Source organism: Ruegeria sp. BHSB172 (assembly GCF_059613165.1).
This window is the reverse complement of record NZ_JBXWRZ010000041.1, coordinates 21045-30728: the sequence shown is the minus strand read 5'-3', so window position 1 is coordinate 30728 and position 9684 is coordinate 21045. Positions and strand designations below refer to the sequence as shown.

Annotated in this window: 9 protein-coding genes and 1 pseudogene; 7 read left to right on the top strand and 3 right to left on the bottom strand. The window is 64.6% G+C overall.

Going from position 1 to position 9684, the window contains the following annotated elements:
* Positions 1-74: 74 nt before the first annotated feature.
* A pseudogene (locus tag AC2FM3_RS14905) lies at positions 75-506 on the bottom strand (DUF8051 family protein).
* 151 nt (positions 507-657) lie between these two features.
* Between AC2FM3_RS14905 and AC2FM3_RS14900 the strand changes: the two are divergent.
* The 3 genes from AC2FM3_RS14900 (at position 658) to AC2FM3_RS14890 (ending at position 5172) form a co-directional block, all read left to right on the top strand.
* Positions 658-1263, top strand: coding sequence for a TetR/AcrR family transcriptional regulator (locus tag AC2FM3_RS14900; RefSeq protein ID WP_496683259.1), 606 nt, complete (start codon positions 658-660; stop codon positions 1261-1263).
* Between the two features lie 69 nt (positions 1264-1332).
* On the top strand, positions 1333-2598 hold the full coding sequence (gene lysA / locus AC2FM3_RS14895) for a diaminopimelate decarboxylase (RefSeq protein WP_496683256.1): 1266 nt from the start codon (positions 1333-1335) through the stop codon (positions 2596-2598).
* A 36-nt stretch (positions 2599-2634) separates the two neighbouring features.
* Positions 2635-5172, top strand: coding sequence for a TIGR02302 family protein (locus tag AC2FM3_RS14890; protein WP_496683255.1), 2538 nt, complete (start codon positions 2635-2637; stop codon positions 5170-5172).
* Positions 5173-5178: 6 nt separating this feature from the next.
* On the opposite strand, the gene AC2FM3_RS14885 is transcribed toward AC2FM3_RS14890, so the two are convergent.
* Entirely contained in the window at positions 5179-5922 is a 744-nt protein-coding gene (locus AC2FM3_RS14885) for a zinc-ribbon domain-containing protein (protein ID WP_496683252.1), read from the bottom strand.
* Between the two features lie 182 nt (positions 5923-6104).
* On the opposite strand from AC2FM3_RS14885, the gene AC2FM3_RS14880 reads away from it, so the two are divergent.
* The 4 genes from AC2FM3_RS14880 to AC2FM3_RS14865 are packed head-to-tail and all read left to right on the top strand — an operon-like array spanning position 6105 to position 9010.
* Positions 6105-6782 (top strand): cell division ATP-binding protein FtsE, encoded by a 678-nt coding sequence (locus tag AC2FM3_RS14880; RefSeq protein WP_496683251.1) that lies wholly within the window; start codon positions 6105-6107, stop codon positions 6780-6782.
* Positions 6779-7678 carry a cell division protein FtsX gene (locus tag AC2FM3_RS14875; protein WP_496683248.1) on the top strand — a complete coding sequence of 300 codons (900 nt, stop codon included), beginning with the start codon at positions 6779-6781 and terminating at the stop codon, positions 7676-7678. Before AC2FM3_RS14880 ends, AC2FM3_RS14875 begins: the two co-directional genes overlap by 4 nt.
* The gene (locus AC2FM3_RS14870; RefSeq protein WP_496683246.1) at positions 7678-8421 is read left to right on the top strand and encodes a lysophospholipid acyltransferase family protein; all 744 of its coding nucleotides are present in this window, start codon (positions 7678-7680) and stop codon (positions 8419-8421) included. Before AC2FM3_RS14875 ends, AC2FM3_RS14870 begins: the two co-directional genes overlap by 1 nt.
* A complete protein-coding gene (locus AC2FM3_RS14865; RefSeq protein ID WP_496683243.1) occupies positions 8405-9010 on the top strand; it encodes a pyridoxamine 5'-phosphate oxidase family protein in 606 nt (201 codons plus the stop codon). The genes AC2FM3_RS14870 and AC2FM3_RS14865 overlap by 17 nt, the downstream gene beginning before the upstream one ends.
* On the opposite strand, the gene AC2FM3_RS14860 is transcribed toward AC2FM3_RS14865, so the two are convergent.
* Complete coding sequence (locus AC2FM3_RS14860) at positions 9011-9604, bottom strand: NAD(P)H-dependent oxidoreductase (protein ID WP_496683242.1); 594 nt, start codon at positions 9602-9604, stop codon at positions 9011-9013.
* Positions 9605-9684: the final 80 nt, after the last annotated feature.

The following is a 9684-nucleotide window of genomic DNA, read 5'->3' as shown; positions in this document are numbered from 1 at the left end:
GGATGTTCAACAGGCGTCGGTGCCGCGCCTGTCGTGGCGTGGCCCAAGCTCTGGTTCGGGTGTGTGAGGCGGGTTCAGAAATGGCCCAGGCCGCGATGGGCCAGCGCCAGGACATAGACGGCCAGGATGAAATCCAGGATCTCGACCAGCCCCAGCATCAGCGGGATCGGGTCGGGTGATGTCGGGAACACATGACCCAGGTCCAGCAGGACCACGAAGATGTATCCCTAGGCCGCCACGATGGCGCCCCAGCTTGCGACGGCCGAGCCGCGCAGCATGGCCACCGCCGACCCCACGGCCAGCAGAGCAAGCGCGATCAGAAAGGCGTTGAAACCCCAGAATACTGTTTCGCCCAGCCCGGAAAAGTCCCGGGTCTCGATCGGGCCACCGGGGACCAGCGTGACAAAGCTGGCGACGAGGAGAAGCATCAGTTTGGCGGCTGTGGCCGTGTGTTGGGACGCCACAGGCCGCGTTGGGCCGGCGTTGATTTGTGACGAGTGCGCCATGACAGGATCCTATTAATGACTGGTGGGTCATAAATGGAGACGGCTTTAATGACCCGGTAGTCATCAAAAAATTGAAATTGCGTGACGCTGCGTCCAGTCTGCGTCAAGAGGGGCGCGCCGTAAGAAAGCCGTAAGAAAATTGAGGGGCAAGATGCCGAAGATCGTCGATCGAGAAGAGATGCAGGGGCGCATATTGGATGCGGCCATGGCATGCTTTCTGGATCAGGGCTATCACGCCACAAAGATGCAGGACTTGGCCCGCCAGGCCGCGATGGCCAAGGGCACACTGTATCTGTATTTCCAAAGCAAGGAGGCTTTGCTTCTGGCGTTGCTGCGGCGGTATTTCGAGGATATCCGCGCTCGCATCAGCGACATCCCGGCCCCGCAGACGCTGGACCAGTTCATGACCGGGCTGCGTCTGTCCATGCCCGCCGACCGTCTGGCGGCGACGCGGCTGTTCTTTGACGTGCTGGGCCCCGGTTTCCAGGACCCGCGCGCGGCCGAGATCATCGGCGGGTTCTTCGCCTGGCTGGCCGATCACTATGCGGATCAGTTGGCCCCCTTGATCCGCGCGGGTGAAATTCGCAGCGACCTGAGTGCGCAGGCCGCGGCGCAGGCGGTGACGGCGATGCTGGACGGGCTGGTGATCCATCTGGCGATCTTCGGGGTCGAGGAAGATGTCTTTGAGGCCCGGCGGGATGCCACGTTGGCCCTGCTCGAGACCGGCCTGAGGGGCGGCGCGGCGCCACCGGGCTAGGCCCTGTTTGCCTGCCCGCGCCGCAAACCCCGTTGATCCGCAGGGCCGTTTTGGTCTAAGCGCGCAGACATGGATCATTTTCTGTACCGCGACGGCGCGCTACACGCCGAGGATGTCCCGATCGCCCACATCGCCGAGGCGGTCGGCACGCCGTTCTATGTCTATTCCACGGCCACGCTGCTGCGGCACTTTCGCCTGTTCGACGACGCCCTGGCGGGCACCGACCATCTGGTCTGCTATGCGATGAAGGCGGCCAGCAACCAGGCCATCCTGAAAACGCTGGCGCAGGCGGGCGCTGGAATGGACGTGGTTTCGGGCGGCGAGTACCTGCGGGCCAAGGCAGCGGGTGTGCCGGGCGAAAAGATCGTGTTCTCAGGCGTCGGCAAGACGGCCGAGGAGATCCGCACCGCGCTGACAGGTGGTATTCGCCAATTCAACGTCGAATCGGAACCCGAGATGGAGGTGATCAACGCCGTCGCGCAGGAACTGGGCGTGATCGCGCCGATCACCGTTCGCGTGAATCCGGACGTTGATGCCAAGACACATGCCAAAATCGCCACAGGTAAATCCGAAAACAAATTCGGTATCCCGATCGCCCGTGCACCCGAGGTCTATGCCCATGCCGCCAACCTGCCGGGGCTGAAGGTGGTGGGCATCGACGTTCATATCGGCTCGCAACTGACCGATCTGGAGCCGTTCCGCCTGGCCTATTCCAAAGTCGCCGAGCTGACAGAACAGCTGCGTGCGCAAGGCCACGACATCCGTCGGCTGGACCTGGGCGGCGGCCTGGGCATCCCCTATGCGCGTTCGAACGAGGCGCCGCCGCTGCCGGTCGAATACGGCGCGATGATCAAGGAAACGCTGGGCCATCTGGGCTGCGAGATCGAGATCGAGCCGGGCCGCCTGATCGCGGGTAACGCAGGGCTGATGGTGTCGAAGGTGATCTATGTAAAGTCGGGCGAAGGGCGCGATTTCCTGATACTGGACGGGGCGATGAACGATTTGATCCGTCCGGCCATGTACGATGCCTATCATGACATCGTCCCCGTCATCGAACCCGCACCGGGGGTCGAGCAGCGCCCCTATGACATCGTCGGCCCGGTCTGCGAAACCGGCGACACCTTTGCCAAGCAGCGCAACATGCCGCCGCTGACCCCCGGCGATCTGGTCGCATTTCGCAGCGCCGGTGCCTATGGCGCGGTGATGGCCAGCGAATACAACACCCGCCCGCTGATCCCCGAGGTTCTGGTGAATGGCGATCAATTTGCGGTTATTCGTGAACGGCCCACCTTTGACGAAATCATAAACCGCGATACCATACCGGAATGGCTCTGACGCGATGACCGCGCGGGCCTGACCCGGAGGCCCGCCGTGACCGACAGATCGAACCTGCCCATTCCCAAGGCGTCCCTGTGGCTGACCCATGGCGGGATGCTGGCCGAGCAGGCGTTGCGGGCCTTTTGGCCTTTCCTGTCATTGCTGATGCTGGTTCTGGGCCTGCTGATGCTGGGCGTTCAGGACATGGTCGGCGTCGAAACGGTCTGGATCGCGGGCGGGATGGCCGCCGTGGCGCTGTGTGCGACGTTGATTTGGGGCGCGCGCAGGTTTCACCTGCCAACCCGGGCGCAGGCACTGGTCCGGTTGGACGAAACCCTGCCCGGACGACCTATCCAGGCTTTGATGGACGATCAGGCCATCGGCGCGATGGACCCGGATTCGGTGGCGCTGTGGCGAGCGCATCAGGCGCGTATGGCCGCGCGAGCGGCCCAGGCCGGGCCGGTCCGACCGGATCTGGACCTGAACCGGAGAGATCCCTTTGGCCTGCGCTTCGTCGCGATGCTGGCGCTGGTGGTTGGGCTGGTGTTCGGCTCGTTCTGGCGTATCGGGTCGGTGACGGAAATGACGCCGGGTGCCGCGACGGCGGGTCAGGGTCCCAGCTGGGAAGGCTGGGTCGAGCCGCCCCGCTATACCGGCTTGCCGACCCTGTATCTGGCCGATCAGTCCGGCTCGACCCTGTCTATTCCGCAAGGCAGCCATGTTACCCTGCGATTCTACGGTGCGGTCGGGGCGCACAGCCTGACGGAAACAACCTCGCGCGGCGGGGCTGAGGCCGCAACGGAGCCGGAACAGGATTTCATCGCCGAGCAATCCGGCCGCCTGTCGATCGAAGGTCCGGCCGGGCGCGACTGGTCGGTCCAGATTATCGCTGACACGCGGCCGCAGATCGACGTGGCGGCGCCGCCGACCGCCGAGGCGGGGGGGCAGATGAAACTTCCCTTTGCGGCACGCGACGATTACGGCGTGGTTTCGGGCGAGGCCCGGATTGAGCTGGACCTTGCCGCGGTCGACCGCCGTTACGGCCTGGCCACGGTGCCCGACCCGCGCGAGGCCATCACCGTTCCTCTGCCGATGCCGATCGCCGGCGACCGCAGCGATTTCACCGAGGACCTTATCGAGGATTTCTCGCAGCACCCCTGGGCGCATCTGCCGGTCAGGATAACCCTGTCGGCGCAGGATGCCGCCGATCAGACTTCGGATGCCGAACCCTATCAAACCGCGCTGCCCGCGCGTCGGTTCTTTGACCCGCTCGCCGCGGCGGTGATCGAACAGCGGCGCGATCTGCTGTGGGCGCGGGCCAACGCGCCGCGCGTGGCGCAGGTGCTGCGCGCCGTGTCACACCGTCCCGAAGACATCTTCCGCTCGGAAACCGCCTATCTACGCCTGCGCTTCATCCTGCGCCGGCTGGAAACCTTCACCGAGTTCGGTCTGAAACCGGAACAGCAGGAGGAAATCGCCCAGGCGCTGTGGGATCTAGCCCTGTTGATCGAGGAAGGCACGCTGGCGGATGCGCTGGAACGGATGCGCCGGGCGCAGGAACGGCTGACCGAGGCGATGAAGAACGGCGCCAGCGACGAGGAGATCGCCGATCTGATGCAGGAACTGCGCGAGGCGACCGACGAATATCTGCGCCAACTACAGCGATTGGCGCAAGAGAATCAGGGCGGCCAGCAGGGTCAGCAGAACCAGAACGGCGAGACCATGCAGATGACGCAGGATGACCTGCAGCGCATGATGGACCGCATTCAGGAACTGATGGAACAGGGCCGCATGGCCGAGGCGCAGCAGGCGCTGGAGGAATTCCAGCAGATGATGGAAAACATGCGCGTGACCCAAGGTCAGGGTCAGGGCGGCCAGTCGGAAGGGCAACAAGCCATGGAAGGCTTGGCCGAAACCCTGCGCGAACAACAGGGCCTGAGCGACGAGGCCTTCCGCGACCTGCAGGAACAGTTCAACCCGGGGGCTCGGGCCGGTGAAAGCCAGGGCAACGAGGGCCAGTCCGGCGGGCAGGGCCGGGGCCAGAGCCACGAGGGTCAAGGCGGGCAGGGCTCGGACCAATCCGGCGAAGGCCAGAGCGGTGAAGGGATGCTGGCGGATCGCCAGCAGGCGCTGCGGGAAGAATTGCGACGCCAGCAACAGAACTTACCGGGGGCCGGAACGCCCGAAGGCGACGCGGCACGGGAATCGCTGGGCCGCGCCGGGCGGGCCATGGACGAGGCCGAACAGGCCCTGCGCGATCAGGATCTGGCCGAGGCCATCGACCGTCAGTCCGAAGCGATGGAGGCCTTGCGCGAGGGCATGCGGTCACTAGGCGAAGCCATGGCCCAGAATCAGCAGAACCAGCCGGGTCAGGGCACGCAGGATGGCGACATGCAGGCCAACAATCGCGATCCGCTGGGCCGGAATCCGGGCGCGGCGGGGTCGATCTCGACGGACGAGAACCTGCTGCAGGGCGAAGACGTCTATCGTCGGGCGCGCGAGCTGTTGGATGAAATCCGCCGTCGCACCGGCGAAACAGACCGCCCGAAGATCGAACTCGAATATCTCAAGCGGTTGCTCGAACGGTTCTGAAGCGGCCTATTCGGCTGCCGAACCCGCCTGCGTTTCCAGCCAGACGCGGGCCTGATCGACCAGGTTCACATAAGACTGAAGGACCGGTTCGGCCTGCGGTACCGCCTCGCTGATCTGGCGGGCATTTCCGTAGATCAGAAACAGCACCACGCCGATGATCAGCATCAGGGCAAACCCGCGCATGAACCCGCCCGAGCGGCGCGGTGCCGCCTCGGTTGCAGGGGCGGCGTCTGCCGCCGCATCCCCGCGCAGGCTGGAATTGATGCTGTCCACGTCCGGCAAGGCGCCAGGCTGCGCGGCGTTGCCTGCGATTTCGGTGGCAGCGGGCGGCTTGGTGGCGGGCGCCGGTTTGGGCGGAGTGTCCAAGCCCAGATCCGGCTGGCTTTCAAGGCTGGTGCCTTCCTTGGCGCGCAATTCCGCCTCGCGGGCGGCCTCCTCCTGCAGAATGCTGGCGACCGTGGGGTCCACGCTGCTACGCGGCTCCGGTTTCGGGGCTTCGGATCCGGGCGCAGGTCTGGCCGTGTCTTCCGGCTTGGGCGCGGTAGGCTCGTCTGGGTCTTCAGGCGGCGTCTCGGTCGAGGTCGGTGCGGGCTTATTTTCGGCCACATCCGTCTGACCGTCCTTGTCGGGATGCTTGGGTTGGAACCATGTCTGTTCACAATTGGAACATTGCACGTCCCGACCGGTTTCCGGAATGACATCGTCCGGCACTTCGTACTGGGCGTTACAGTTCGGGCATGTTAATCGCATACAGCCTCCGCGGCCGGCATGGGCCAGTTCGTCATTTTTCCAAGGATGATAGTCCGTTAAGACATATCAGCAAAGCGCGATTTCCGCAGGTCGTGCCAAGTGTCGCCAAATGGACCCGGTGCGGGCATTGAAACCGGGGGCGGGCTCGGGCAAGAAGGGCGCAACCGAACATGGGGGCAGGCGTGATCGAGCTGGAAAATGTCAGCTACGGCTATGGTGGCGGTGAGCTGCTGAGCGATGTCTCGGTTCAGTTGCAGCCGGGGTCTTTCCATTTCCTCACCGGGCCGTCGGGGGCTGGCAAGACCACGCTGCTGAAACTGTGCTACGGGGCGCTGCTGGCCAGTTCGGGGCGGATCAGTGCCTTTGATGAGGACATCGCCCGGCTGGACCGCGATCAGATGGCCCTGCTGCGGCGCCGGATCGGGGTGGTGCATCAGGATTGCCGGTTTCTGGATCACATGACCCTGGCCGAGAACGTGGCCCTGCCGTTGATGGTGTCAGGCCGCGCGGAGGAGTCCCACGGTGCCGATCTTGCCGAATTGCTGACATGGGTCGGCCTCGGCAGCCGCATGGACGCCCTGCCGCCCGAACTGTCGGGCGGCGAGCGGCAACGGGCTGCGCTGGCCCGCGCGGTGATCCTGTCGCCCGACGTGGTGCTGGCGGATGAGCCCACCGGAAACGTAGATTGGGAGATGTCGCAGCGGCTGATGCAGCTGTTGATCGAGCTGAACCGCATGGGCAAGACGGTGGTGATCGCCACCCATGACCTGAGCCTGATCCGGGCGGCCAAAAGCCATGTGCAGGCGCGGGTGCTGCGGATATCGCGGCGGCGGCTGCATCTGGCAGGGGCAGACCTATGATCGGGCAGGACATCCGCACACTGTTGCGCCGCGACACAAGGGCCGACCGCGTGGTGCCGCCCACCGGCTTCACCGCACATCTGACCCTGTTCGTCTCGGGCGCGATGGCGTTTCTGGCCGTGTTCGCGCTCGCGCTGTCGCTGGCCGCAGGCCGGTTGGCCGATCGCTGGGCTTCGGAGCTGGCCGGAGCGGCCACTCTGCGGATCAATGCGCCCGCTGAACAGCGCGCCGCGCAGACGCAGGCGGCGTTGGAGGTTCTGAAACAGACCCCCGGCGTGGCCTCGGCCCGCGCGATCAGCGCCGAGGAGCAGGCCGCGCTGCTGGCCCCCTGGTTTGGACCAGACCTGCCGCTGGACACGCTGCCGGTGCCGCAGCTGATCGAAATCATCGAGGGCGAGCCGGGGCTGGACACGATGGGCCTGCGCCTGCGGCTGGCGGCCGAGGTGCCCGGAGCCGTTCTGGATGACCATTCCCGCTGGCGCGAGCCGCTGGTCGATGCGGCTACCTCGTTGCGGCGGTTGGGCTGGGTCTCGATCCTGCTGATCGGTGGGGCCACGGCGGCGATGATCACGCTTGCGGCCAATGCCTCGCTTGCGGCCAACGCCCAGATCATCGAGGTGTTGCGTCAGGTCGGCGCGCGCGACCGTTTCATCGCCGGCGCTTTCGTGCGGCGGTTTACCTGGCGCGCGTTTTTCGGTGCCGTGGTGGGGGCGGTTCTGGGCCTGACCGGGGTGCTGCTGCTGCCCGAGGCCTCGGACGCTGGCGGTTTCCTGACCGGCCTTGGGTTTCAGGGACTCGATTGGCTACTGCCCGCCGTAATCCCCATTCTGGGCGCGGCAGTGGCCTTTGCCGCGACATGGTCGGCGGCCCGTCGCAAATTGAAGGAGCTTTCGTGATGGCAATGGCGTTCCAATGGGTGCGCTCGCTGATCTTCATGGTCACGATCTACGCATGGATGGCGGTTCTGGGCCTGGTCTTCGCGCCCTATGCGCTGTTCTCCAAGCGCGGGGCCTTGCGCGCCTGCAAGATCTATGCGCGCACCACTATTTGGCTGGCGCGCTGGATGGTGGGCATTCGCGGCGAGATGCGCGGCAACGTGCCCACGGGCGAGGTGGTGATCGCCGCAAAGCATCAGTCATTCTTCGACATCATCCTGATCTTTGACGCGGTTCCCCACGGCAAGTTCATCATGAAGCGCGAACTGCTGTGGACTCCGATCATCGGTATGTACGCACGTCGACTGGGTTGTATACCGGTCGATCGAGGCAAACGCGGCGCCGCGGTGGCCAAGATGGTCAAGGACGTCGCCAAGGAGTTTACCGAACCCGGGCAGCTGGTGATCTATCCGCAGGGCACCCGCGTGGCGCCGGGGGTCTACAAGCCCTACAAGGTCGGCTCCGCCGTTCTGTACGAGGGGCTGGGCTTCCCCTGCGTGCCGGCGGCCACCAATGTGGGAGTATTCTGGCCCCGGTCGGGAATTCTGCGTAAACCCGGCCATGCAATCGTCGAGTTCCTCGACCCGATCGAACCGGGCGTCGATCGCGAAAACTTTCTGGCCAGGCTGGAAGAAGTGATCGAGACGCGCTCGAACGAATTGATGCGCGAAGTTGGGTTTGATCCGGATGCGGTACATCAATGACATCACCGCGCTCGAGACGTTGTACGGCACCCCCGGCGCGGCCTCGTTGCGCAAGGTCGCGCGGCAGCTGACGCCGCTTTACCGTAAATGGATTATGGCGTCGCGTCTGTGCGTGCTGTCCACGGTGGGGCCAGAAGGGGTGGATGGCAGCCCCCGGGGTGATGACGGCCCGGTAGTCACGGAACTTGACCCCGGCACCCTTGCCTTGCCCGACTGGCGCGGCAACAACCGCCTGGACAGCCTGCGCAACATCGTGCGCGATCCGCGTGTGGCGCTGATGTTCATGGTGCCCGGCTCGAACAACGTGGTGCGGGTGAATGGCACTGCCCGGTTGACGGCCGATTCCGACCTGCGCGCCCGGTTCGAGAAAAAGGGAAAGCAACCGGCCACCGTGATCGTTATCGAAATCGGGGAAATCTACACGCAATGCGCCCGCGCGCTGATGCGGGCCGAAACCTGGACCGGCGGCGATCGCAGTACCGGATTGCCGACAGTGGGCGAGATCCTGGCCGAGGTGTCGCAGGGCGAGGAAGGCGGCGCACGCTATGACCGGGAATGGGGTGCGCGCGCCGCAAAGACGATGTGGTGATCACGCTGCCGCTGCGCCCAGCCGGGTGACCCGCGCGATCCATTTCTGGACGCTGTCCTGCTTGGGATAGCTGGCACCGGAAAACCAGGTGAACCGCGTCGGCTTGAATCCGACAAATCCCAGAACCTGACCACGCATCTGGTGAATCAGCGCCCGGCGATAAGCCAGCCGCATGAACCAGCTCGGCGTGTCCGAGGTGATGATGACCCGCGCGGTCCGCCCGCCCAGCATCGGCGCCGGCAGCCCCAGCTTGTTGGGATTGCGGGTGTCGAACGTGCGGCCCGGGATGAACATCCGGTCGATCAGCCCCTTGAGCTTGGCAGGCAGGCCGCCCCACCACATGGGCATCGTCAGTACCAGGTGATCGCTCCATTCGAAATCCTGCAGAACCTGTTCCAGAACCGGCTCCAGCGGTTTGAAGTCATGATAGTTGCCCTGTCCGAAATCGAAATCGAACTCCAGATCGCTGAGGTGAACGGTTTTCACGTCATGACCTTTTGCGCGGGCGGCTTGGGCATAGGTGTCGGCAAAGGTGCGCGACAGGCTGCTTTCGGCGGGGTGACCGTCGAGAATGAGAATTTTCTTGGGTTGCATCGGAGTTCTCCTAAAATTGACCACGGTCATTTCATAGAATCAAAAATTGACCACGGTCAATATCAAATTTGACCACGGTC